Source organism: Dialister micraerophilus (assembly GCF_947090205.1).
Lineage (GTDB): Bacteria > Bacillota > Negativicutes > Veillonellales > Dialisteraceae > Dialister > Dialister micraerophilus.
Map to the genome: position 1 here is coordinate 98,981 of NZ_CAMUNF010000001.1, position 24,427 is coordinate 123,407.

At 33.9% G+C, this 24,427-nt stretch carries 20 protein-coding genes, 1 tRNA gene and 1 other RNA gene; 3 read left to right on the forward strand and 19 right to left on the reverse strand.

Going from position 1 to position 24,427, the window contains the following annotated elements:
- Nucleotides 1-148: 148 nt before the first annotated feature.
- From uvrC to P6922_RS00520, 6 genes are all read right to left on the reverse strand, one after another.
- Nucleotides 149-2,002: an excinuclease ABC subunit UvrC gene (gene uvrC, locus P6922_RS00495; RefSeq protein ID WP_276873444.1), complete on the reverse strand. Its 1,854-nt coding sequence runs from the start codon at nucleotides 2,000-2,002 to the stop codon at nucleotides 149-151.
- Nucleotides 1,995-4,844, reverse strand: coding sequence for an excinuclease ABC subunit UvrA (gene uvrA, locus P6922_RS00500; RefSeq protein ID WP_276873447.1), 2,850 nt, complete (start codon nucleotides 4,842-4,844; stop codon nucleotides 1,995-1,997). Before uvrA ends, uvrC begins: the two co-directional genes overlap by 8 nt.
- A gap of 15 nt (nucleotides 4,845-4,859) precedes the next feature.
- The gene (gene uvrB, locus P6922_RS00505; protein ID WP_276873449.1) at nucleotides 4,860-6,962 is read right to left on the reverse strand and encodes an excinuclease ABC subunit UvrB; all 2,103 of its coding nucleotides are present in this window, start codon (nucleotides 6,960-6,962) and stop codon (nucleotides 4,860-4,862) included.
- Nucleotides 6,963-7,080: 118 nt separating this feature from the next.
- Nucleotides 7,081-7,764, reverse strand: coding sequence for a RadC family protein (radC, locus tag P6922_RS00510; RefSeq protein ID WP_007554316.1), 684 nt, complete (start codon nucleotides 7,762-7,764; stop codon nucleotides 7,081-7,083).
- A 28-nt stretch (nucleotides 7,765-7,792) separates the two neighbouring features.
- Nucleotides 7,793-8,062, reverse strand: a complete 270-nt coding sequence (locus P6922_RS00515; RefSeq protein ID WP_007554395.1) for a DUF4321 domain-containing protein — start codon at nucleotides 8,060-8,062, stop codon at nucleotides 7,793-7,795.
- Between the two features lie 17 nt (nucleotides 8,063-8,079).
- Nucleotides 8,080-8,652, reverse strand: a complete 573-nt coding sequence (locus tag P6922_RS00520) for a hypothetical protein (RefSeq protein WP_276873452.1) — start codon at nucleotides 8,650-8,652, stop codon at nucleotides 8,080-8,082.
- Between the two features lie 108 nt (nucleotides 8,653-8,760).
- Between P6922_RS00520 and P6922_RS00525 the strand changes: the two genes are divergently transcribed.
- Together P6922_RS00525 and putP are read left to right on the forward strand one after the other, a co-directional pair.
- A complete protein-coding gene (locus P6922_RS00525) occupies nucleotides 8,761-9,921 on the forward strand; it encodes a nucleotidyltransferase family protein (RefSeq protein ID WP_276873454.1) in 1,161 nt (386 codons plus the stop codon).
- A 30-nt stretch (nucleotides 9,922-9,951) separates the two neighbouring features.
- Nucleotides 9,952-11,442: a sodium/proline symporter PutP gene (putP, locus tag P6922_RS00530; RefSeq protein WP_276873456.1), complete on the forward strand. Its 1,491-nt coding sequence runs from the start codon at nucleotides 9,952-9,954 to the stop codon at nucleotides 11,440-11,442.
- Nucleotides 11,443-11,809: 367 nt separating this feature from the next.
- Here putP and rnpB read toward each other — a convergent pair.
- The 13 genes from rnpB to P6922_RS00595 all read right to left on the reverse strand — a co-directional run bounded on the left by rnpB (nucleotide 11,810) and on the right by P6922_RS00595 (nucleotide 23,365).
- An RNA gene (gene rnpB, locus P6922_RS00535) (RNase P RNA component class A) lies at nucleotides 11,810-12,154 on the reverse strand.
- Between the two features lie 32 nt (nucleotides 12,155-12,186).
- The gene (locus tag P6922_RS00540) at nucleotides 12,187-13,212 is read right to left on the reverse strand and encodes a Nif3-like dinuclear metal center hexameric protein (RefSeq protein WP_276873457.1); all 1,026 of its coding nucleotides are present in this window, start codon (nucleotides 13,210-13,212) and stop codon (nucleotides 12,187-12,189) included.
- Nucleotides 13,209-13,892: a tRNA (adenine(22)-N(1))-methyltransferase gene (locus tag P6922_RS00545; RefSeq protein ID WP_276873458.1), complete on the reverse strand. Its 684-nt coding sequence runs from the start codon at nucleotides 13,890-13,892 to the stop codon at nucleotides 13,209-13,211. The genes P6922_RS00540 and P6922_RS00545 overlap by 4 nt, the downstream gene beginning before the upstream one ends.
- Before the next feature lie 54 nt (nucleotides 13,893-13,946).
- Nucleotides 13,947-14,021, reverse strand: a tRNA-Ile gene (locus P6922_RS00550).
- 63 nt (nucleotides 14,022-14,084) lie between these two features.
- Complete coding sequence (gene rpoD / locus P6922_RS00555) at nucleotides 14,085-15,209, reverse strand: RNA polymerase sigma factor RpoD (RefSeq protein ID WP_276873459.1); 1,125 nt, start codon at nucleotides 15,207-15,209, stop codon at nucleotides 14,085-14,087.
- A gap of 33 nt (nucleotides 15,210-15,242) precedes the next feature.
- On the reverse strand, nucleotides 15,243-17,033 hold the full coding sequence (gene dnaG, locus P6922_RS00560) for a DNA primase (RefSeq protein WP_276873460.1): 1,791 nt from the start codon (nucleotides 17,031-17,033) through the stop codon (nucleotides 15,243-15,245).
- Between the two features lie 96 nt (nucleotides 17,034-17,129).
- Nucleotides 17,130-17,846 (reverse strand): ATP-grasp domain-containing protein, encoded by a 717-nt coding sequence (locus P6922_RS00565; RefSeq protein ID WP_007555538.1) that lies wholly within the window; start codon nucleotides 17,844-17,846, stop codon nucleotides 17,130-17,132.
- Between the two features lie 72 nt (nucleotides 17,847-17,918).
- The gene (locus tag P6922_RS00570) at nucleotides 17,919-18,716 is read right to left on the reverse strand and encodes an undecaprenyl-diphosphate phosphatase (RefSeq protein WP_276873461.1); all 798 of its coding nucleotides are present in this window, start codon (nucleotides 18,714-18,716) and stop codon (nucleotides 17,919-17,921) included.
- Nucleotides 18,717-18,734: 18 nt separating this feature from the next.
- Nucleotides 18,735-19,928 carry a hypothetical protein gene (locus P6922_RS00575; RefSeq protein WP_276873462.1) on the reverse strand — a complete coding sequence of 398 codons (1,194 nt, stop codon included), beginning with the start codon at nucleotides 19,926-19,928 and terminating at the stop codon, nucleotides 18,735-18,737.
- A gap of 152 nt (nucleotides 19,929-20,080) precedes the next feature.
- The gene (locus P6922_RS00580; RefSeq protein WP_276873464.1) at nucleotides 20,081-20,509 is read right to left on the reverse strand and encodes a flavodoxin; all 429 of its coding nucleotides are present in this window, start codon (nucleotides 20,507-20,509) and stop codon (nucleotides 20,081-20,083) included.
- Between the two features lie 20 nt (nucleotides 20,510-20,529).
- Nucleotides 20,530-20,958, reverse strand: a complete 429-nt coding sequence (locus tag P6922_RS00585) for a flavodoxin (protein ID WP_007554334.1) — start codon at nucleotides 20,956-20,958, stop codon at nucleotides 20,530-20,532.
- A 101-nt stretch (nucleotides 20,959-21,059) separates the two neighbouring features.
- Nucleotides 21,060-21,692: a hypothetical protein gene (locus P6922_RS00590; RefSeq protein WP_276873466.1), complete on the reverse strand. Its 633-nt coding sequence runs from the start codon at nucleotides 21,690-21,692 to the stop codon at nucleotides 21,060-21,062.
- Nucleotides 21,689-23,365: a glutamine--tRNA ligase/YqeY domain fusion protein gene (locus P6922_RS00595; RefSeq protein WP_007554422.1), complete on the reverse strand. Its 1,677-nt coding sequence runs from the start codon at nucleotides 23,363-23,365 to the stop codon at nucleotides 21,689-21,691. The genes P6922_RS00590 and P6922_RS00595 overlap by 4 nt, the downstream gene beginning before the upstream one ends.
- Before the next feature lie 165 nt (nucleotides 23,366-23,530).
- Here P6922_RS00595 and P6922_RS00600 point away from each other — a divergent pair, with 165 nt between their 5' ends.
- Nucleotides 23,531-24,415 (forward strand): fumarylacetoacetate hydrolase family protein, encoded by an 885-nt coding sequence (locus tag P6922_RS00600; RefSeq protein ID WP_007554442.1) that lies wholly within the window; start codon nucleotides 23,531-23,533, stop codon nucleotides 24,413-24,415.
- Nucleotides 24,416-24,427 lie beyond the last annotated feature (12 nt).

Sequence of the window (24,427 nt, forward strand, 5' to 3'; positions counted from 1 at the left end):
AGCCTTATTCTGTGTACTACACGCTCGGTGCAGTCTACAAGTTTCCACCAAATATAATTATCAACTTACTTAGTATAAGTGTAAAATGCATATTTGTCAAATAAAATCATACTTCCAAAATGATTTTTTTACATTTTCATTTTTTAATTTAATCTTTTTTACTATTATATAATATTTGCTGTTTTTCATCTTTCTTCATTCTAAAAAAATTATAAATATTTTCAGCAACTTTCTTGTTGATACCTTTTACTTTCTGCAGTTCTTCAACACTCGCTTTTTTCATGTCATCAAGTGTACGAAAAGCAGCCCAAAGATTTTTTCTCCTTACCGGTCCTATTCCTTCTATGTGATCTAAAATTGACTCTCTGTTTCTTTTAGATATCCATTGTCTATGATAATTTATAACAAATCGATGTGATTCGTCACGAACAAATTGTAATAAGTGAAGCACTTCATCATGTCTGTCGATAACAATAGGTTCAGTTTGATTTTCCAGATAAATTTCTTCCATTCTTTTTGCAAGTCCTATTACAGTTGCTTCAATACCTGACTTTCTTATTAAAGGAACTGCTGCATTCAGTTGACCTTTCCCACCGTCAAGAACTATTAAATCCGGATTTCTTCCGATTTTTTTATCGTTATATCTTCTTTCCATTACTTCTGCCATTGATTTGAAATCATCGGGTTTGCCTTGTGTAGTTTTTAATTTAAATTTTCTATATGCTTTTTTCTCCGGACGTCCGTTTACAAAAACCACCATTGACCCGGTAGTTTCAGATCCTTGATTGTGTGAAATATCGAAGCATTCTATACGTTCAGGAATTTTCGGAAGTTTTAATATTTCCTTGAGTTTTATCAATGCTCCTTGCTCACGCATTTTTTGATGTTCCCATTGTATTTTTTTATCAGATAAATACTTTGTCGCATTTACAATGGCCATTTCTTTAAGTTTTCTTTTAAATCCGCGTTCCGGAACAATTAAAGATACATCGTTATGTCTTATACCTGAAAGCCATTTTTTTATAAGTTCAAAATCTTCAGGAATTTTTGAAATGATTATCTCTTTCGGAATATTTATATTATCTGAACTGTAAAAATTTTTTAAAAATGCAGCAATAATACTTTCATCACGTTCATCTTCAGTTCCGGATATATTAAAATTCTCTTTCCCGACCATGCGGCCATATCTTATGTAAAAAATCTCAAACGCAGCATAATTTTCAGTTCTTGCCATTCCTATAACATCAAAATCTCCTTCTTTTGAAACAATATTTTGACGTTGTTGAACGCTTTTTACGGCATTTATTTCATCTCTATACATTGCTGCTTTTTCAAATTGCAAATTTTCAGATGCTTCTTTCATTTTTTCTTTCAATGTTTTTATAATTTCATAGCTTTTACCTTCAAAAATATTGCATAATTTTTTTACATATTCATTATATTTTTCTTGAGAAACTAAATTGCAACATGGTGCAGAGCAAAGATTTATATGGTATTGCAAACATGGACGAGTTACATTCATATTTCTGCATGTTCGTATCGGATAATATTTTCCTACAATTTTCAGCGTTTTTCGCAGTGAACTTACATCCGTAAACGGACCGAAATACCTTGCACCGTCCGTTCTTTTGATATTTCTGGTTATATATATTCTCGGCCATTTTTCATTTACAGTAACTTTCAGATATGGATAAGTTTTATCATCACGTAAAGAAATATTGTATTTAGGTTGTAATTCTTTTATTAAATTACACTCAAGTATCAATGCTTCCAATTCATTTTTTGTAATTGTTATATCCAAATCTTCAGCATGTTTTATCATCGAAATAACTTTCGGTGATTTATTTTTATCGTTTCTTACATAGGATTTTACTCTGTTTTTAAGATTTACGGCTTTTCCTACATATATTACTTTTCCGTTTTTATCTTTCCATCTATATACACCGGGAGACGAAGGAAGATTTTCAAGTTTACTCTTTACTATGTCATTGACCTCAATCATGAACATTACCTTTCATCAACTTCTTTGTTCTCTCAATTACCTTTTTCAGATATTGACCGGTATATGAAATTTCACTTTTGCAAATTTCCTCAGGTGTTCCTTTTGCAATTAATTCTCCTCCCCCGTCTCCGCCTTCGGGACCTAAATCTACTATGTAATCAGCGACTTTTATCACATCCAAATTATGTTCTATTACAACTACGGTGTTGCCGGATTCTACAAGTTTTTGCAAAACCGTCAACAATTTTCTTATATCTTCACTGTGCAATCCTGTTGTAGGTTCATCAAGTATATACAACGTATCTCCCGTGGCAACACGCATCAATTCGGTTGCCAATTTTACTCGTTGTGCTTCTCCGCCCGACATTGTAGTAGACGGTTGTCCCAAATGTATATATCCCAATCCTACTTCATTCAATGTTTTAAGTTTTCGTAAAATTTTAGGATGATTATCAAAAAAACTTATTGCTTCTTCTACCGTCATGTTCAAAACATTTGAAATATTTTTACCTTTATACCGTACCTCAAGGGTTTCTCTGTTATAACGATTTCCGTTACATACTTCACAAGGTACATAAACATCCGATAAAAATTGCATTTCTATTTTTATAATTCCGTCACCATGACACGCTTCACAACGACCGCCTTTTATATTAAAACTGAATCTTCCGGGTTTATATCCTCGCATTTTTGCTTCAGAAGTCTGACTGAACAATTCACGTATGTCACTGAACACTCCTGTATATGTGGCAGGATTTGAACGCGGTGTACGTCCTATAGGTTGCTGATCTATTGCGATAATTTTATCTATGTATTCGGATCCGATTATTTCTTTATATTTACCGGTATAATAATTTGTATCGTTTTTTATATTGGATAATCCGCAAAACAAAATATCATTTACCAATGTACTTTTACCGGATCCGGATTCACCGGTTACCGCAGTCATAACTCCTAAAGGAAATTTAACATTTATATTTTTTAAATTATGTTCACTCGCACCTTTAATTTCAATAAACATTCCGTTACCTTTTCTGCGTTTTTCCGGCAACGGAATATATTTTTCTCCCTTAAGATATTGTCCGGTGATTGATTTTTCGACTTTTTCAACTTCTCTTGGAGTTCCTTGCGCTACTACATAACCTCCATGTTCACCGGCACCCGGTCCTATATCTACAACCCAATCGGCTTCACGTATAGTTTCTTCATCATGTTCAACTACAATTAAAGTATTTCCTAAATCACGCATACCTTTAAGAGTATTTAAAAGTTTTTCATTATCTCTCTGATGCAAACCTATTGAAGGTTCATCCAAAATATACAAAACTCCTACCAATCCGGAACCGATTTGTGTTGCTAATCTTATTCTTTGAGCTTCTCCACCGGAAAGAGTTGTCGCATTTCTTGAAAGCGTAAGATAATCAAGTCCTACATTTTTTAAAAATTCAAGTCTGCAGCAAATTTCTTGCAATATCTGTTCTGCTATTATTTTTTCCTTTTCGGTAAGTTTTATGTTTTTAAAAAAATTCAAAAGCTCAGTTACGGACATATTTGAAATTTCTGAAATATTTTTATTTCCTACACGAAAAGCCAAACTTTCTTTTCTCAATCTGAATCCATGACATTCCATGCAATCTTTTTCTTTTAAATACGATCGTAACTCTTCTTTCATTTTATCTGTAAAAGCTTCTTCATATCTACGTTTAACCATAGGTAATATGCCCTCAAAAACACGCTCATACGTTTTTGTTTCATTGCGCATATTTGTATAGCTGAATTTCAATAATTCTTTTCCTCCATACATAAATTCTTGTTTTGCTTCTTCCGGAAAATCATCAAAAGAATTATCCATAGTTAAACCGTAATATTTCAAAAATGCACCAAGCTGACGCATAAGCCAAGATTCTTTATTTACGGTAAAAGCCTTTATTGCACCCAATCTGAAAGATAATTTTGTATCAGGAATTATACGGTTGAAATCTGCTTCCAATGATGCACCGAGTCCCATGCATGCAGGACAGGCACCGAAGGGATTATTAAATGAAAAAATTCCGGGTACCGGCTTCGGCAGCGAAATACCGCAAGTCGGACATGCGAAATGTACACTATATATATATTCTTCTCCATCTATAACAGCAGCTATTACCATTCCGTCACCGAGTTTCAATGCGGTTTCTACAGAATCGGTAAGTCTTTGTGTTATTCCTTCTTTTATCAAAATTCGATCTACTACAACTTCAATTGTATGTTTTTTATTCTTTTCAAGATTTATATCTTCATCTAAAATATAAATTTTCTTGTCAATTCTTACACGTACATAACCTTCTTTACGCAATTCATCCAACAAACGCTTATGAGTACCTTTTTTTGCAACAACTACCGGTCCCAATATCAAAAGTTTCGTTCTGTCCTTCAAAGAAATTAAAGAATCGACAATTTGATCTACAGTTTGTTTTTTTATAGGTTGATTACATTTAGGGCAAAAAGCTCTTCCGGCATGAGCATATAACATACGAAGATAGTCATGTATTTCGGTTACAGTACCTACAGTAGATCTAGGATTATGACTTGTAGATTTCTGATCTATAGATATTGCAGGAGAAAGCCCCTCTATTTTATCAACATCGGGTTTATTCATTTGTCCCAAAAATTGACGTGCATAAGCCGATAAAGATTCTACATATTTTCTTTGACCCTCAGCATAAATAGTATCAAAAGCCAAAGATGATTTTCCCGAACCGGATAATCCGGTAAAAACTATAAATTTATCACGCGGTAAAGTAATATCTATATTTTTTAAATTATTCTGCCTTGCACCTTGTATAACAATACCCTTTTTCATAGCACTCCTTTTAATTTATATCCTTTTTTTTACAGGCCTTTTTATACGTTTTTTTACACTCTCATATCTTTTCATAACATCGCCTGCACGTACGCCATGTCGTTCATTCCATTCTTGTTTAAGTTCGGATAATTTGTCTCTCCATAAAGCCGCCTCTTCAAACTCCATAAGTTCAGCAGCTTTTTTCATATCTTTTTCTACTCTTTTCATTTGTTTGAACAAGTCTTCATCGGATAAATTTCTTTTATCCGAATTCAACTCATACGCAACACTTTTTTCCTCAAGCTTTGTAAGATTTATCAAATCTTTAACTCTTTTTTGTATCGTATGAGGAATAATATTATGCTCAATATTATATTTCTTTTGAATTTCTCTTCTACGTTCGGTTTCTTCTATCGCGTACTTCATTGAATCCGTTATACGATCGGCATACATAATTACATGACCTCTCGCATTTCGTGCCGCACGACCTATTACCTGTATCATCGAAGTTTCAGACCTTAAAAATCCTTCTTTATCCGCATCCAATATAATAACCAGTGAAACTTCCGGCATATCCAAACCTTCTCTTAAAAGGTTTATACCTACCAAAACATCAAATACACCTGCACGTAAATCTCTTATTATTTCAGCACGCTCTATAGTCGCAATATCTGAATGTAAATATCTTACCTTTATGTCTGCATCCATAAGATAATCGGTTAAATCTTCCGCCATTTTTTTAGTTAAAGTAGTAATCAAAACACGTTCATTACAATCTTTACGTTTACGAATTTCTGATATTACATCATCAATCTGGCCCTCTATAGGACGTACTTCAACGCTCGGATCCAAAAGTCCTGTCGGTCGTATAATTTGCTCGGCCAAATTAGTTTGTACTCCCATCTCATAAGGACCGGGAGTAGCGGATACATATATAACCTGATTTATTCTTTCAGTGAATTCATCAAAAGTCAGAGGCCTGTTGTCAAGAGCACTCGGTAATCTGAAACCGTAATCTACCAAAGTTGTCTTTCTTGATCTGTCTCCGTTATACATCGCACGTAACTGCGGAACGGTAACGTGAGATTCATCAATCATAATCAAAAAATCATCCGGAAAATAGTCCAACAAAGAATACGGAGGCTCGCCTGCTTTCCTTTGTGACATATGTCTAGAATAATTTTCAATACCCGAACAATATCCTATTTCTTGCATCATTTCCAAATCATAATTCGTTCGTTGCTCCAAACGCTGTGCTTCAAGTAATCTGTCTTGCTCTCTTAAAACTTTTAATCGTTCGGCTAATTCTTCCTCTATCGTTTGAACGGCACGCTTCATTTTATCAGACGTCGTAACATAATGCGATGCCGGAAAAATCCCTATATGATTTCTTTCGAATACAGTTTCACCGCTTACTATATCAAATTCGGTAAGACGATCGATTTCATCGCCGAACATTTCTATACGAACACCGGTATTATTTGATGAGGCCGGAAATACATCCAAAGTATCTCCTCTTACACGAAAAGTATCTCTTGTAAAATTTAAATCGTTCCTTAAATACTGCATATTTACCAACTTTTCGATGATTTCATCTCTCGATATTTCTTCACCGGGCCGTAATGATAAACCCATAGTACTGTAATCTTCCGGATCTCCCAATCCGTAAATACAAGAAACGGATGCAACGATAATAACATCTCTACGCTCAAAAAGAGCCATTGTCGCAGAATGCCTCAATCTGTCGATTTCTTCGTTTCTTGAAGAATCTTTAGCTATATATGTATCAGTCTGAGGTATATATGATTCCGGTTGGAAATAATCATAATAACTTACAAAATAATAAACTGCATTATTCGGAAAAAAATCTTTAAATTCACTTGCCGTCTGTGCTGCCAAAGTTTTATTAGGTGAAATAATCAAAGTCGGTCGTTGCACACTCTCGATAACCTTTGCCATCGAAAATGTCTTACCCGTCCCTGTGGCACCCAATAAAACTTGTGCCCAATGTCCTTCATTAAGCCCCTTCACCAATGACGCAACAGCTTTAGGTTGATCGCCCTTAGGTCCGAAAGGAGCTTCCAATTTGAATTTTTTTTGTTCACCTGTATAGTATCTCTTTATATATTTTTTCATAAAAACTTCTTTCAAAAACACAAAACAACAGTTCTATTTCATTATACATCAATATATTCATAACATTCAATATTTAATAAAACAAACATGCACTCTGTAAGAACAAAGTGCATGTTTACTAAACATATCCCATTTCTGCCAAACTTTTAAAATTACCGTCACCGATAATTATATGATCCAAAACTACGATATCTAAAATTTTCCCCGCTTTTACAAATCTCTCGGTAGTGCGTATATCCTCACGTGAAGGATCCGGAACCCCGGACGGATGATTATGTACAAGAATAATTGCATAAGCTTTAAAACGCAATGCCCACTTTAAAGCTTCCTTTATGTCAACTACAGTCTCTTGCAAACCTCCCCTTGTTATTTCACGATACCCAAGTAACTTATTTTTTATATTAAGATAGCACACTAAAAAATGTTCTTGATTTTTATGTCTCAACTCTTCCATGAAATACTTTGCCACATTTGACGGATTTCCGAAATTTTTCAATTCAGTTTTCAAAAACCTTGACGATAATCTTCTTCCTAACTCGATAGCGGCACACAATGTAATAGCTTTATCTTTACCTATTCCGTCAATATGAACAAGATCTCTCCAATCCAAATCATCGAACATACTTACATCGGTAAATCTTTCGAGTTCATCAATTACATCTTCGGCTATTTCCAAAACCGACCGTCCCTGTCTACCGGTTCTGAGTAAAATTGCAATCAAATCCGCCATTCGTGCATTTTTAGGAGAAATTGCAAATCGTTCCCTCGGTTTATCTTCAGACCTCATATCTTTTATTTTCATAGCACATTCTCCGATAAAAGACCGACTTTTAAAATTTATAATAAATCCACCATGCAATAAATATTCCTATAATACTTAACATATTCGGTGCGAAACGCACTCCGAAATGAATTTGCAAAACCGCAAAATTCAAATATATATCATTAAAATTAAATATTTCATATGTTTGCGTCAAATACGGCATTATACCGGAAAAAGTTACATTTGACAGCAACTGTCCTAAAACTCCACCTATTAGAGCACCTAAAAGAATAAACAATAAAAGGTAAAAAATACCTCTACCCTTACCTGAACGCATAATTAAATCCTCTCACACTAAAATGTAAATCCGTTTGTAAATTTCCCGTCAAGTTTATTCATCAACAAACTTCCTACCTCGTTATTTTTTTCATATTGATAAATAACTTTCCAAACCGTTTTATTTTGTTGAAAAATATAAGATTTTACCATAAGATTTACATTTCCCTTTTTTAAACTTTCATTGAATGTTGCATCTATTGTATGTGCATTAATATTTCCGACTGTCGCATTACCTACATTCAAATGTAAATCAGATATATTTTCATTTGTTTTAAGCAATTCACATTGCTCTTTAAGAATTATTTCCGGAGAAGTATTCTCATCGGCTTTATAACCGAAAACCAAAATTTCAAGATTTCCGTCAGAGCCTGCAGCTACAACGCTGTCGGAATTATTTTGTGACAGATCAGATTGCTTCCCGTCTACAGCCAACTCGAAAGGAGTCTTCAATGTAATTACACTTCCGGCACAATACACTCTGCTTTTCCCGAAAACAAAAGAATCGTCTGCACTTCTACTTCCATAAACCGATATAAAAACTATAACTGCAAGCAAAACTAAAGTTACATAAATTTTAGATTTTTTCATAATTCAACTCCGAATCTTTATTTAGTTAGAAATATTATAGCATACATGGCTTACACATATAATAATATGATAAAATAATAAATATACTTTCATAACAAGGAGTTCTTAATGAACTATATAGGAATTCCGGCTGAATGGAATCCGTTCCATGCCGGTCATAAATCAATGATTTCAACATTGAAAAAAAAATATCCTGAAGCAAGTTTTATAGCTGCAATGAGCGGTTCTTTCGTCCAAAGAGGAGAACCGGCTTTTTTCGACAAGTGGACTAGAGCAAAATGGGCAATAACAAACGGTATAGATGTTGTTATAGAATTTCCCGCACTCTGCGCACTTCAAAGTGCAGATTATTTCTCTGAAAATCAAGTATTACTGCTTTCAGCCATTGGATGCGATGCGATTGCATTCGGTACCGAATCACTATCTGAAGAGGAAATATATAATGCCGTTTCTTATATCCACACAAATTCATTTAAAAACAAATTTCATAATGAATTGAAAAACGGTTTATCATATGCCTCGGCACTGACAGAAGCATTTAAAAATCACTCTTCCTATCTTTCAAAAGAACTTACCAAACCCAATAACATTTTGGCATTTCGTTATACAGATGCTATATATACTCATAAGCTACCTTTAAAAATAATTACTGTGAAAAGAAATACTGAAAATCCTATATCTGCAACGGAAATAAGAAAAAAAATAAGTAACAACACACTTTCAAATTTCGATAAAAAACTTATTTCGGACGAAGTTTTACAATGTATAGAAAACGGTAATTATTTATCTGTCGAACGCTACTATGATATGTGTTTATTACAAAGCAGATTATTTACAATTGACGAACTGAAAACATCATGCTTGTTTACGGAAGGATTAGAAAATCGTTGGCATAAAAACACTCTTTACACAACATATACAGAAATGCTTGACCAAATAAAAAACAAGCGATATCTATACACAAGACTTAAACGAATTGGTGCTTCACTGCTCTTCACCAAAAGAGGATGTCGTTCAACTTTTTCATTTCATCCGAAGCCTTTATATGCAAGAATTTTAGCAGCAAACAAAAATAAAACTTATCTGCTAAAAAAAGCAAAAATTCCTGTAATCACAAGAATCCCTACAGCATTAAAAGAAATTGACGAATATGCATCTTCAATGCTGAAATTTGACTTAATTGCAACTGATTTACAGGCTCTTTGTATGAAAAATATAAAATTCAGAACCGGTAAAAAAGATTATTTTAAATCACCTTTCATAAAATAATCAACAGAATTCAACGTAATGAGGTACATTATGGAAACAACCGTAAACTTACAAATTATTTTAGCCTTTTGCTTATACTTAGGCTGTATGATGGCTATAGGTGTTTATTATTCAAATAAACAAAAAAATTTATCCCAATATATTTTAGGTGACAGAAAACTCGGCCCCTGGCTTACATCAATGAGTGCCGAAGCCTCGGACATGAGCGGTTGGATGTTGATGGGACTTCCGGGATATGCCTATTTAAACGGACTTTCGGCTTTTTGGACAGGCATAGGACTTGTTGTAGGAACTTGGTTGAATTGGGTATTCATTTCAAAACGATTACGCAATTACACCGAAGTTGCAAACAATTCACTTACAATTCCCGATTATTTATCAAACCGATTCGGTGATACAAAAAACGGATTAAGACTTATTTGTGCAATTTTTATAATATTGTTCTTTATCATATATACTTCATCCGGATTTGTTGCAGCCGGAAAATTATTTAATACCATATTCGGTTTACCCTATACGACATCACTCTTAATCGGCGCATTTGTAGTTATATTTTATACATTTTTAGGTGGATTCAGTGCCGTGGCTTGGACAGATATGATTCAGGGTACAATGATGTTCTTCACTGTAATTTATATACCTGTTGCGGCAACAATTTCATTAGGAGGCACCACACCTACACTAAATGCATTATCCGATGTAGGCGCAGATTTCTTTTCATTCTTCCCCTCATCTACCGATGGAATGGCAATGCTTGTAATGATTATTTCTTCATTAGGTTGGGGACTTGGATACTTCGGTCAACCTCATATACTTGTAAGATTTATGGCAATAAGCGACTCCAAAGAATTGAAAAAATCTACAAACATAGCAATGACATGGGTTGTATTGTCACTGGGATTTGCAATAGCTATGGGAGTGGTAGGTAAAGCATATCTTCATCCCGCACTTCAAAATGCAGACGCCGAAAGAGTATTTATTATAATGGCGGAATCACTTTCAAGTCCGTTTATAACCGGTCTGATTTGGTCTGCTGTATTGGCTGCAATAATGAGTACCGCATCTGCTCAACTGCTTGTTACAGCATCTGCAGTTTCAAAAGATTTATACAATTCATTTTTCCATAAAAATGCATCACAAAAACAGTTACTTTCAGTAAGTAGAATTACAGTTTTAATTGTATCTATATGTTCACTTATATTGGCATCTGATCCGGACAGTTACATATTCTCCATAGTTTCATATGCATGGGCAGGATTCGGTGCATGTTTCGGACCTACAATTTTACTGTCATTATATTGGAAGAGAATGACACTAAAGGGTGCATATGCAGGAATTATTTCAGGTGGAATCACTGTATTGATTTGGAAGCAATTCAATTGGTTCGGAATTTATGAACTCGTTCCGGGATTCATAATATCTATCTTAGCAATTATTATATTCAGTCTTGCGGATTCAGAACCGTCAAAAGAAATTTATGAACACTTTGAGCAAGCAGTTAAACTTTCAAATCATAACTGAATTAAAAACATAAATACATAATATTTACCGGCGTCCAATACGCCGGTTTTCATTTTGCTTAAACTTCATTGCTTTACCAACATAATATATTCATTAACATATACATACTGACATATCCCAAATATACCTCTATTATTTCTCCACTTTTATATACACTTAATTGTAAATATTATTTTCGGCCACAATTTCGTGTAAATACAATATAATATTTGCATGATGTTCAATATATAATATTAAATTATCCTTTATAGTATATCCTTTTATTTCTACAATCATATTTGATAATTTTCTATTTTACCGATTTTAAAACTCGAAAGACTAAAAAATTACAATAAAAAAACAACTGTATAAAACAGTTGTTAATTTGCAAGCGAGCATTCAATAAGCCGAGTTCTGTACCGTAAAACGGTGATGATTATCTATCTAGTCTGCAGATTACTCTACAGATCGAGCGACACAACCCGGAAGGTCAGCGGGCAACTTCAACCCTTCCCTATTCGGTCTTGCTCCGGATGGGGTTTACCAGGCCAACTGATTACTCAAGTTGCCGGTACGCTCTTACCGTACCTTTCCACCCTTACCGTAAAACGGCGGTTTCCTTTTCTATGGCACTTTCCCTGAGGTCACCCTCGCCGGACGTTATCCGGCATCCTGCCCTGCGGAGCTCGGACTTTCCTCACGCTTTAAAGCCTGCAATCATCTTTTCTGCTCGCAGCGTAAGTATAACACTCTTATTTAATATTTTCAAATAATATATCCAAAAATGTCTTTTCCGTCTTTGTATGCTTCTATTTTTACATCGTATTTAAGCCTGTTACATTCTTTTTGCAATATTTCCGCAAGCGGTTCAACTATGACATTTTCAGTGTAGAAATGCCCCCCGTCCGCTACAAGAAGTCCGCTGCCTGCTATGTCTTGTGCGTCATGATATTTCAAATCCGCGGTTAAATATAAATCCGCTCCGCCTTTTTGTGCGTATTTTGCAAATCCCGAGCCTGAACCTCCCAGAACTCCTATACATTTAACGGTTTTATTTACATCTCCTGCAAATTTAATAACCGGCAGTTTCAATTTTTCTTTTATGTATTTCAGAGCTTCTCTTCCTGTCATTTCGTGTTCAAGATATCCTATTCTTCCCATCATTTCTTGTTTCCCGGAAAATTTCATTTCGTAGCATTCAAAATTTACATTTTCATATTTTTCGGATATTTTTTCTTTTAAATTCAAAATGTACTCTTTATTTCCGCATATTTCAAATTTTACATAATTTTTTAAGTTTTTTTCAACTTCCGATTTTTTTTCAAATGAAAATTCTTTTTGCATTGAATTTCTGTTTTTTTCTTCAGTTTCAATTACAAGTTTATAAATGTCATGCACATATCCGGGTACCATTCCTGTGCATTTTTTTAAATTTAAAATGTTTACGAGTGCATCATTTACTCCGTTTTGCGCTGTGTCCAAGTTTGTATGTGCAGCAAATGCTGTTATATTGTTTGATATGAGAAGTTCTATTATTTTCCCTTTTTCGGTTGTCATATCTATACATTTTAAAGGTTTAAAGAGAAGCGGATGATGTGTAATAATCATTCCTGCTTTTTTCTCTATAGCTTTATTTACTACATCCACTGTTACATCCAATGCTGTTAACACGGTTTCGATTTCTCTGTCAGGATTTCCTATTTGCAGTCCGGGATTGTCCCATGATTCTGCAAATTTTTTCGGTGCTAAACGATTCATTATGTTTATTATGTCTTTTACTTTGGCTTTCATAGCATTTCCTCCATTCTTTTCAGTTCAATTTCCGCGATTTTTCTTTTCCCCTTTTGTTTTTCATCAGATGTATTTTCATTTATCATTGATAACAGTCTTTTTCTTTTGTAAATTTTTCTTTCTAAAAAATTTTTATACAACGGATGTTTTTTTATGTTTTCCGTTACTCCCGTTTCATAATAAAATTCATCTTCAATTTTCATTTTCCCATGTTTCACAAACAGTATTTCATATATATGCCAATCTTCTTTTGCAAGTGATTCTTCACATATTATATATCCGTTGTTTACAAGCCATTTTCTCAATTCAGGTGCATTTTTCATCGGTTGAAGCACAAACCATTCCGTTGCTTCCGCTTTTTCTTTGTCGTTTTCGAGTATTTTTCTAATCATTTTTCCGCCCATGCCGGCTATTACGGCACCGTTTATTTCATTCATTTTTATAGAAGCCAGCCCTGCACCTATACGGGTAAATATTTTATTTTCAAGATTTTCTTTTTTTATATTTTCTTGTGCATGTTTGAGAGGTCCTATACCTATGTCGGATGCTATTGCGATTTTTGCTGTTTTTTCTTTTAACATTGCAATCGGTATATAAGCATGATCCGTTCCTATATCTGCAAAACATTCACAGTCGGGTATCATATTTGCTACTGCACGCAATCTCGGTTTTAAGTACATATATTTTTTCCTATAAAAAAAGGCTGAGCATATTGCTCAACCTTCATAATTTGCTGGTGGGCCCACCAGGGTTCGAACCTGGGACCAGACGGTTATGAGCCGTCGGCTCTACCACTGAGCTATAGGCCCGTTTTATCAACATATGTTATTTTAACAGTAATTATACTTAACGTCAAGACTTAAATTCAAATTTTATAAAAGATTTTTTGCTAATTTTTTTAATTTTGTAAGTGCCTTACCTTCTATTTGTCTTATACGTTCTCTTGTAACGTCAAAATTATTTCCTACTTCTTCCAGTGTGCGCGGTCTTCCGTCTTTGAGTCCGAATCTGAGTTCAAGAACTTGGCGTTCTCTGTCCGTCAGATTTGTAAGCAATTCTTCAATTTGTTCTTTAAGCAATATCGAGTCAGTGGCATCGTCCGGCGCTATTGCATCTTGATCTTCTATGAAATCTCCCAAATGTGAGTCTTCTTTTTCTCCTATCGGTGTTTCCAATGAAATAGGATCTTGTGCTATTTTTTTTACTTCTCTTACTTTCCCTACACTTACGTCCATAGCTTTTGCTATTTCGTATTCTGTAGGTTCTCTTCCCTTTTCTTGCAAAAGTTGTCGTGATATTCGATTTAATTTGTTTATTGTTTCAACCATGTGAACCGGTACTCTTATCGTTCTCGCTTGATCCGCAATTGCACGTGTGATTGATTGTCTTATCCACCATGTTGCATATGTACTGAATTTATAGCCTTTTGTGTAATCGAATTTATCTACGGCTTTCAAAAGTCCCAAATTTCCTTCTTGTATCAAATCCAAAAATTGAAGTCCTCTTCCCAGGTATTTTTTTGCAATTGATACTACAAGTCTCAAATTTGCATCTGAAAGTGCTTTTTTCGCTTTGTCGGCATTTATTTTTTCTTCTTCGGTCGCTCCTAAGAGTAATCCTTTTTCCACCGCTTTTGCCAAAGTTACTTCTTCTTCTGCTGTAAGAAGGTCCACCGTACCTATTTCTTTCAGATACATTTTTACAGGGTCGTCAATTCCTTGAGATACTCTTTTTGAAGGTTTCGGCTGTATTTTCTTCAAGGGTTTATTATTTTCTTCTGAATCTTCATCTCCCGGTACGTTCATATAGACATCTATACCATGTTCGTGAAGAGCTGCATTTAACAAATCCAATCCTTCTATATCAATATGATTTTCATTTACAAAATCATTTACTATATCTCCGGATATCATTCCGTCTTTATCGGATTTTCCATTTAACTCTTCAATCCATTCTTCCAACTTGCCTGTATTTTTATATTCTTCTTTTTTACGCATACCGGTTCTCCTTGGTATAAACCATCCGTTGCTTCATTTACTCAAGTTACGGATCTCTTCACTCAGTTTTATACAAATCAATTGCTCTTCACGAGCTTTTTGCGGATCTGTCTCTAAAAGTTCTGCAACACGTTGCGTATGGACACGATATTCTCTTTGTAAATATACTTTTTTCAAAGGTCTTATGTATTCTTCCATAGGCAAATTTCCTACAGAGTTTGAATTCATCAACAATTCAGCCAATCGTGGTACATATTCTCTCGATAGTAATTTTTCCGTTTCTTTTTCGGTTATATTTGTTTCGCTAAGTTTTTCCAATATTCGGAACAATTCTTTATGAAAATCATCTGCAAATTCGTATTTTTTAAGCAGTTCCCACCCTTCCGGCAATTTATTATTAAACAGACAGTACCTGAAAAATCCTTCTTCCAATAATTTTTGCCTTTTCATATTGTATTTTGTTTCATAGTCTTCAGATTTTATTTTTTCGGATTGTTTCTGTGAAATAAATACGTTTGAATTCTTTTTTCTTGCATAACGCAATGCTTCACTTCTTATAAGTCCTTCATCCATTTGCATTCGTCTTGCCATTTTTACGATAAACGAGTTGAAATAAAATGAGTTTCCTTTCGCAAGCAAGACATCAAACATATCTGCAAGAATTTTTTGTTGCCCTTCAAGTGTATTGCTGTCGTATCTTTTCAATGCCGCCGAAAAAAGATAATCGGTAGCAGGTTGTGCTTGTGCAACGCTTTCCAAGTATGCTTCTCTTCCATGTGCATTTATAAATTCGTCCGGATCTTTTCCGTCGCCCAATCTTACTACTCTGAGTTTCAATCCTACGTTACCGGCAATTTCCAATGCACGTTTTGTTGCATTTTGTCCTGCGGCATCCATATCGTAATTGAATATCAATTCATCGGCATATCTTTTAAGTAAACGTGCTTGTTCAATTGTAAATGCAGTTCCCAATGATGCGACTACATTTGTTATACCGTGTGCGTGAAGGCTTATAGCGTCCATATAACCTTCAACCATAATTGCTTGACGTTTTTCTCTTATTTCCGGTAACGCTTGATACAAAGCAAAAAGCAATCTTCTTTTATTGAATATCACCGACTCGGGAGAGTTTAGATATTTCGGTAAACTGTCGTCCATCACTCTTCCGCCGAATGCAACCGTTTTCCCTTTCAAATTCAAAATAGGAAACATACATCTGTTTCGGAAAATATCATAGTGTTTTCCGTTTTTATATCCTACAAGCCCTGCTATTTGTAATATTTCCGGGCTTATTTTCTTTTTTGAAGTAAAATCGGAGTATAGTCTATGCCACTCCGGCGGTGCAAATCCCAATTTGAATTTTTTTATAATTTCATCTGATAAATGCCTTTTTAAAAAATATTCATATCCTTCTTTCCCGATGTCGGTTTTTGTAAGACAGTTATGAAAATATATGCTCGCCAATTCCGTAACGTCATATATTTGTTTTGAAAGTTCGGCTTTTTTCTTTTCTTCATATGTCATTTCCTTTTCAGGAATTTCAATTCTTGCTATTTCAGCTAATTTTTCTATGGCTTCGGGAAAAGTTATATTATCCATTTTTTCAACAAAAGATACTATATCTCCGCTTTCATTACATCCGAAACAATGATAGAAACCTTTATCAGGAGAAACTGAAAATGACGGTGTTTTTTCTTGATGAAACGGACAGCATGCCCAAAAACTTCTACCTTTTTTCTTTAGAGGAACATATGCACCTATAACTTGTTCAATCGGAAGACTGTCTTTTATTCTTTGAATAAAATTATTGTCGAAATTTTTCATCAAATCCTCCGTTTTGCGTTTTAAACAAAAAGAACTGACAAAAACAAGTCAGTTCTTTTATCTACCTCCAAACAAATTAATTTGCAAAATAAATTGTTATTTTACGTTTGATACCAATTCTTTCCATCTTGCAGTTAATATTTTCAAATATAAATTCGGATTCAATCCCATGCTTTGCAATCCGTATGCATCACTGAATTCTACAAGCAGTGTTTCATTTTTATCTGTAATTGCAAAGTCAAGTGCATAGGCTGAAGGTGCCGATTTAAATAATGAAACGGCTTTTTTTAAAATACCCGTATCCGGAAAAATATCCCATTTACCTCGATAAGGTGTAAGAGCAACTATTTCTCCATGCAATACCCACAATCTCCATTCAGATACAAATTTTACCGTTTTACTGCACCAAACGTCTATATCTGTCAGACTTCCGCCAAGTTTTACCGCATCATCGGATTTTTCCAATACCGTTCCGGAAAATCTTTTTGTCTCATATACCGGTTTTACAAATATAGGTTCTTCGATATTTTTTATAACATCAAATAATGTAGATTTCCAAATTTCTCTACCTAAAAACTGTTTCAATTCGGACGGATAATCAAGCGGTTCCACTTCTATACCGTTTTGATCCAATATTTCTTTTATATCCGAAACTGTACCCACTATTAAATTTTCTATATCGTAATTTTGTAATGAGTATACAATTTTATATTTTTTTACATTTATATTCAAATTCTTACATGCTTGTAAAGCACAATAAGAACCGGAATCATATGGTTCACCGGATTGATCGGTTCTTATATACACTTCCATGGAGACACCTCCGGGATGTATTAAATTATACACTTTAATAATAACATTTTTTATTATTCTTTAGCAAGTTAATCAAATCACAAATAAAAATGCCACTATTGCAACTAAAAATCTGTATAGTGCAAATCCTGTCAAATTGTATTTATTCAAGAATTTCAAAAACCACACAATGGATAAATAGGCTACTATGAACGACACTATAAAACCTGTGAGCAGCACTCCTATATCGGAAAAATGCAAGAACTTGATGTTTTTAAGCAAATCATAGAGCGTTGCCAAAAACATAAGCGGTACCGCCATTATAAATGAAAAGTCTGCTGCCGCTTTTCTTGAAACTCCGAGAAGAAGTCCGCCTGCTATCGTACTGCCGCTTCGTGAAAATCCGGGCCAGAGTGACAAACATTGAAACAATCCTATTTTAAATGCTTGTTTTGTATTTATATCTTCAACATTTTTTACGGAAACATTTTTTCTTTTACCTTTCTTTTCTCCGTAAATCATAAAAATACCGCCTATTATCAAACCTATAATTACCGTTTCAGGTCCGAAAAGATATTTTTTTATCATTCCGTGAAATAAAAGTCCCATAACACATGCCGGTATCATCGAAATGATTATATTGAAACATGACGGTCCTTTTTTTCTGAACCAATGGTGAGTATCCAACATGAAAATAAATTTTTCTTTATATACTACCAAAACGGAAAGTATTGCTCCCAATTGAATAAAAACTTCAAAAAATTTTGCCAAATCTCCTGTAAAATTCAGCATTGATGAAACAATAATCATATGTCCTGTGCTTGATACCGGTAAATATTCCGTCATTCCTTCAACTATACCGATAATAACTGCACAAAAATACTGATACATTCAGCACCTCTTTTATTATTAATTTATGTTTTTTGTTATAACTACGTTACTTATTTTCCCTTTATTTATATATACAACCATAAGGTTCATTTTACTAGGTGAGAAATAAATGTATGCCGTTTGAGGATTATTACCTTCGGTACTTACTTCCACTTTATCCGGTTCTCCGTAAATGTATTCAAGTGTAGACTGTAAATCACCTTTCGCTATTCCTCTTGATGTCAACATTCCGGAATTGTCTAAAAATAATCCGTTTATCAACTTACTTTTTGACGTTACACGAACACCATACCCCGGATAATACCATACTTCTTCACTTACACCTGTATTTTTACTGATCCATGATTGCCACGGATGAGGTTCAAATTTATCTCCGAGCTTGAAACCTGCAATAGTCAAATCATTATCCGTTACTGAAATTTTGTCTGTTTTTTTATGATTATCTTCTTTATAATATTCAGGAGGTGTCAAAGAAACCGTTATGGATTTAACTTTATCATCTTTTATATTGAAGTATATTTTTTTATTTCCTTTTTGATAAACAAAGTAATAACTGTTTTCTTTTCCGTCCCATAAAAGTTGTGACGGTTTACCGTACGAACGTATTACAGATTCTCTTAATGTTCCTACCGATATATTTCTATATGTTTCGGCATTTTTACCGAAAATGTAAAATGAAGATATTCCGGTTCCGGATATAACTTTTTTCAAATTCAAATCTTGTCGTTTTATATATGAGTAAGGAAATTCTTTTTCTACTGTAACATCAAAATTTCCCCAAACATATTTATCTCTTATATTGCCTTCAATCACCGAATCTGATTTTCCTAAAACTTTTTTAAGTAATTGAACGGAATCTCCAAGTGATATTCCGTTAAACATAAAATCTTCATCACTTAAAGGTTTTTTATTTATGGAAATAATTTTATTTATTTCTTTTTTTATTGTTTCATTTTCAGATTTATTTTCTTTTTCGGTTTTTTTAGCGTTTTCTTTTTTGTTTTCCGAATTTTCTTTATTTTCTGAATTTTCCGGTTTTTTTATTTTTTTCAAATCGGTTTTATTTTTTTCAGTACTTTTAACTTCCGAAACATTTTTATTCTCTGCTAAAAATACATTATTTGTAATATTTGCATAAGCACAGCCGCTCATAGTTACAGCACACATGAACGATATAGCTGTGGCCAATTTTATAATACGATTATATTTCATTAATTCCTCTTTCTTGAAATGTATATTGATTTAAGCCGCTTTGATTATTATAACCTAAAATTGTTTTTTTTGAAGATAAATTTTTACCAAATACAAATAAGCACTTTATATACTGATTTTAAACAATACATAAAGTGCTTTATTCACTGTATTCAGGCGTTTGCTAAAGTTTCACCGAGTTTCTTACATTCTTCCAAAATATCGTCTTCCGGATAACCGTAGGCAACAACAGGTTCGGCAATTGTTTCTATTCCTTCATCATTCAAGCGTTGTTTCCATATTTGCATCCAATCGCCTTGATTCCATGAATATGAACCGAAAATTGCTACTTTTTTATTTTGTAATTGAGGCAACAATTCTTCAAAAAAAGGTTCAAATTCATATTCTTCCAATTGCTCATTTCCCGATGCCGGACATCCTAATGCAATGTGATCAAATGAAGCGATTTCGTCTGCAGTAACATCACTCACAAAATTCAATGCAACTTCAGCTGCTGCATTTTGTGCTCCTTCTTCTACTGCGTGTGCCATTGCTTCAGTATTTCCGGATCCTGTCCAATAAACAATAGCTACCTTAGCCATAATACCTCCTATATTACACGCTATGCATTAGCCAAACTTTCTCCTAATGCTTTGCATGCTTCCAAAACATCGTCTTCAGGATAGCTATATGCCTTTACAGGTTCGGCAACAAGTTCCACACCTGCTTCATTGAGTCGATCTTTCCACAGTTGTATCCAATCACCTTCGTTCCATGAATATGAACCGAAAATTACAACTTTCTTACCTTGCAATTGCGGTAATAATTCTTCAAAGAACGGTTCGAATTCGTATTCTTCCAACTGCTCATTTCCCATTGCAGGACATCCCAATGCAATGTGGTCGAATGAAGCCGCTTCATCTGCAGATATATCACTTACAAAATTTAAAGATACTTCGGCACCTGCATTTTGTGCTCCTTCTTCTACTGCATGTGCCATTGCTTCCGTATTACCTGAACCTGTCCAATATACAATAACAATTTTAGACATTATATTCCTCCTAAAAGACGTATTAAATTTACGACAACTATACTATACTTATTCGTTTTTGTATTGTCAATATAATTATATCGAAATACATAAATTTAATATTATTTAAATTCTCTTTTTACAAGTATATCACTTACTATATTTTTCATATCCCGAATATCTCCGTCGTAACAAACAATTCCCAAATAAATTTGGTACTTGTCGTGTTGTAAAACGAGTTGATATTCTTCATTATACACAATACCTTTTTCATATCTCGGAATGGAAAAAGTTCCTTCCCAACAGTAATTTTTATTCCTTTTGATTTTTTTTAAAGGATTTTGATTTTTATACAAAACATTGTTTTGTTCAATTTTCAAATTCAAACCATGTGCGATTGCGTCGAATTTTTCTTCTATCGGCGCATTTTTATACTCATATAAATTATTTTCCAATAAATACGGTAATCCCAAGACTTGACTTGTTGCCCACCCATATGAATAATGCGGAGGCTTATTGTAGGTCATAGTATAGTAATGACCGGACGTTGCACCCGAATGAATGAAAAATTTCTTTATTCCACCGAATTTCCCAAAGGAGAGTGTTTTTTGTTCTCCCTCATCAATACTTATTACTTCGGGCAATTTGGTCTTACCTATATTTTCAAAATTCCATGTTTTTGCATTTACTACATTATTAATACTTGAAAATATAATTAATGATATTGCAAATGCAATTATTTTTTGTTTTATCATTTTGTTTTCTTTTGTAATTTTGCCCAAGTATCTCTCAATCCTACTATTCTGTTTACAACAATTTCATTATCGTTTGTATCTTTGTCTATTATAAAATAACCTTTTCTCAAAAATTGGAATCTGTCTCCTACTTTGTAATTCTTTATTGCAGATTCCGCTTTAGATTTCATTATGATTAAAGATTTCGGATTTACTTTATCTATAAAGTCACGTCCGTCATCTACATCATCCGGCGAGAACATATAATCATAAAGTCTTGCAGTAATATCTACCGCATCTTTTGCACTTACCCAATGCAACGTACCTTTTACTTTTCTATCCGCACCGGGCGTTCCGCTTCTTGTTTCCATATCACAAGTACAATGAATTTCTTTAATTTCTCCGTTTTCATCCTTGATAACTTCATCGCAGCGTACTATGTATGCACCCTTCAATCTGACTTCTTTACCCGGTGTCATACGGAAGAATTTTCTTGCCGGAACTTCCATGAAATCTTCACGTTCTATGTATAATTCTCTGCCGAATGCTACTTTACGTTCTCCCATAGATAAATCTTCTGGATTGTTTTCCATTGTCATGTATTCAACTTTATCTTCAGGGTAATTTGTAAGAACAACCTTAACAGGATCTATAACTGTCATTATTCTTGGTACTTTTTTCTTCAAATCTTCACGTATACAATATTCAAGCATGCCTATATCAACTAAACTGTCGGCTTTTGCAACTCCTATCAAGTCACAAAAATGTCTTAATGATTCCGGAGTATATCCTCTTCTTCTTATTCCTGAAATTGTCGGCATACGAGGATCGTCCCATCCTGAAACCACACCTGATTCCACCAATCTGCGCAGTTTACGCTTACTTGTAATCATAGTAGTGACATTTAATCTTGCAAATTCTATTTGGCGAGGTTTTTCTTTTCCTTCGTATGCTTGCAAGCACCAGTTGTAAAGCGGTCTTCTTTCTTCAAATTCCACTGTACATACCGAATGTGTAATTTTTTCAATCGCATCGGATAACGGATGTGCAAAATCATACATCGGATAAATACACCATTCATTACCTGTACGATGATGAGCTACATGTAAAATACGATACAAAACAGGATCACGCATAACCATATTAGGAGATGCCATATCTATTTTTGCACGAAGTACTTTTTCACCGTCTTTGTACTTGCCTTCTTTCATTTCTTTAAACAAACGCAAATTTTCTTCCACGCTACGATTACGCCACGGACTTTCAACGCCCGGATGTTCCAAATCCCCACGTGTATCATGAATTTCTTCACTTGATTGGTCATCTACATATGCCAATCCCATTCTTATCAATTTGCATGCATATTCATAAAGTTCCGGAAAGTAATCCGATGCATAATGAACAGGTTCTTTCCAATGAAATCCCAGCCATTTTACATCATATAAAATTGAATTGACGTATTCGACATCTTCTTTCGTAGGATTTGTATCATCAAATCTTACGTTTGTTTCCCCATGATATTTTTCTCCCAATCCGAAATTCAAACAAATACTTTTTACATGTCCTACATGTAAATATCCGTTCGGTTCCGGCGGAAATCTTGTTAAAACACGATTATTTTCATAAACATTGTTCTCTATATCTTTATTTATTTCCGCTTCAATAAAATTTGAAGCCGATTTGGTTTCGCTCATATAAACCTCCTCATTTCCCCGATAAATACTATTTACTATTATAATCTATAAAGTATGTATAGTAAAATAGTTTAAGCAATTGTATACTGTTTATATTGCAAATTTTATTTTGAAAAACAAAAAAAAATATTTATAATTGTATAAGATATCGTAAAGGAGTTAAAAATGCGCAAATTAATAACATATAATTATAAAGGACTTACACAATGGGGTGTTCTATCAATTGACGATAAAGAAATAATTCCTTCCGAGTTACTTGAAGAAACATACTTCATTCCTCTTTCAGAAAATCTTTTTTCTTTCATAAATTCGGGAGATGAAGGTCTTATAAATTTGGAAAAATGTCTGGCTATGAATGAAAAGGATAACGCTGTACCTACCATTTCAATAAATGATGTAGAGATTGAAATTCCGCTCATTTCAGGCAGAAATATTTTTTGTGTAGGTAAAAATTACAAATCTCATGTAAAAGAATTTGAAAATACGAATGATATTCCAAGTACTCCAGTATTTTTTACAAAAGCTGCATCTTCACTTACCGCTACAAACAAAAGCATAATCAGACATTACGATATTTCAAAGGAGCTTGATTATGAGGGTGAGCTTGCAATTGTAATCGGTAAAAAAGGAACGGATATAAAGGAAGAAGACGCACTGAATTATATTTACGGTTATACAATTATAAATGATATTACTTCCAGAGATTTACAGCGTTCTCACGAGCAGTGGTTCAAAGGAAAAAGTTTGGATACATTTTGCCCGATAGGCCCTGTAATATTAACAGGTTCTAACAATACTTCATTTACAATTGAAACAAAAGTAAACGGTGAATTACGCCAAAAAGATTCAACCGATAATATGATTTTTTCCATTTCGAAAATTATTTCGAATCTTTCCAAAGGTATAACTTTACTTCCGGGGGATATTATCGCAACCGGAACTCCTCATGGAGTCGGAATGGGCTTTAATCCTCCGAAGTTTCTTAAATCCGGAGATAAAATTGAAATCACCATAAGTCATATAGGTTCATTGGTAAATAATGTAAAATAAAAAAGAGTTCAA

Coding starts and splice junctions, on each gene's coding strand:
- uvrC (WP_276873444.1), bottom strand. CDS start 2,002: ATGATTGAGGTCAATGACATAGTAAAGAGTAAACTTGAAAATCTTCCT.
- uvrA (WP_276873447.1), bottom strand. CDS start 4,844: ATGAAAAAGGGTATTGTTATACAAGGTGCAAGGCAGAATAATTTAAAA.
- uvrB (WP_276873449.1), bottom strand. CDS start 6,962: ATGAAAAAATATATAAAGAGATACTATACAGGTGAACAAAAAAAATTC.
- radC (WP_007554316.1), bottom strand. CDS start 7,764: ATGAAAATAAAAGATATGAGGTCTGAAGATAAACCGAGGGAACGATTT.
- P6922_RS00515 (WP_007554395.1), bottom strand. CDS start 8,062: ATGCGTTCAGGTAAGGGTAGAGGTATTTTTTACCTTTTATTGTTTATT.
- P6922_RS00520 (WP_276873452.1), bottom strand. CDS start 8,652: ATGAAAAAATCTAAAATTTATGTAACTTTAGTTTTGCTTGCAGTTATA.
- P6922_RS00525 (WP_276873454.1), top strand. CDS start 8,761: ATGAACTATATAGGAATTCCGGCTGAATGGAATCCGTTCCATGCCGGT.
- putP (WP_276873456.1), top strand. CDS start 9,952: ATGGAAACAACCGTAAACTTACAAATTATTTTAGCCTTTTGCTTATAC.
- P6922_RS00540 (WP_276873457.1), bottom strand. CDS start 13,212: ATGAAAGCCAAAGTAAAAGACATAATAAACATAATGAATCGTTTAGCA.
- P6922_RS00545 (WP_276873458.1), bottom strand. CDS start 13,892: ATGTACTTAAAACCGAGATTGCGTGCAGTAGCAAATATGATACCCGAC.
- rpoD (WP_276873459.1), bottom strand. CDS start 15,209: ATGCGTAAAAAAGAAGAATATAAAAATACAGGCAAGTTGGAAGAATGG.
- dnaG (WP_276873460.1), bottom strand. CDS start 17,033: ATGAAAAATTTCGACAATAATTTTATTCAAAGAATAAAAGACAGTCTT.
- P6922_RS00565 (WP_007555538.1), bottom strand. CDS start 17,846: ATGGAAGTGTATATAAGAACCGATCAATCCGGTGAACCATATGATTCC.
- P6922_RS00570 (WP_276873461.1), bottom strand. CDS start 18,716: ATGTATCAGTATTTTTGTGCAGTTATTATCGGTATAGTTGAAGGAATG.
- P6922_RS00575 (WP_276873462.1), bottom strand. CDS start 19,928: ATGAAATATAATCGTATTATAAAATTGGCCACAGCTATATCGTTCATG.
- P6922_RS00580 (WP_276873464.1), bottom strand. CDS start 20,509: ATGGCTAAGGTAGCTATTGTTTATTGGACAGGATCCGGAAATACTGAA.
- P6922_RS00585 (WP_007554334.1), bottom strand. CDS start 20,958: ATGTCTAAAATTGTTATTGTATATTGGACAGGTTCAGGTAATACGGAA.
- P6922_RS00590 (WP_276873466.1), bottom strand. CDS start 21,692: ATGATAAAACAAAAAATAATTGCATTTGCAATATCATTAATTATATTT.
- P6922_RS00595 (WP_007554422.1), bottom strand. CDS start 23,365: ATGAGCGAAACCAAATCGGCTTCAAATTTTATTGAAGCGGAAATAAAT.
- P6922_RS00600 (WP_007554442.1), top strand. CDS start 23,531: ATGCGCAAATTAATAACATATAATTATAAAGGACTTACACAATGGGGT.